Annotated in this window: 1 pseudogene; it reads left to right on the forward strand. The window is 35.7% G+C overall.

Annotated features, from left to right (window positions below):
- A pseudogene (locus PL9631_RS26395) lies at window positions 1-269 on the forward strand (hypothetical protein); the annotation flags it as partial.

Below are 269 nucleotides of genomic sequence, written 5' to 3' on the forward strand. Positions count from 1 at the left end.
AAAAAAAAAGACTGGCGCTGGAAAAGAACAAAAGCCAGTTTAAAGAAAAAACAGAATCCCGAAAAAACAGCGAGCAAGAAAAGAGATTTGGAGACGTTAAAGCGTTATGAAGAAGAGGGTTTGGTCAGATTAAAATATTTAGATGAGGCAGGTTTTTGTTTATGGAGTCCTGTGAGTTACACCTATGTAAAAAAGGGGAAGCAGAAACAAATAAACCAGACGAAAAAGCGAGGAAAAAGATTGAATGTAATTGGAGTATTAGAAAAAGG

It is taken from the genome of Planktothrix paucivesiculata PCC 9631 (assembly GCF_900009265.2).
GTDB classification, from domain to species: Bacteria; Cyanobacteriota; Cyanobacteriia; order Cyanobacteriales; family Microcoleaceae; genus Planktothrix; species Planktothrix paucivesiculata.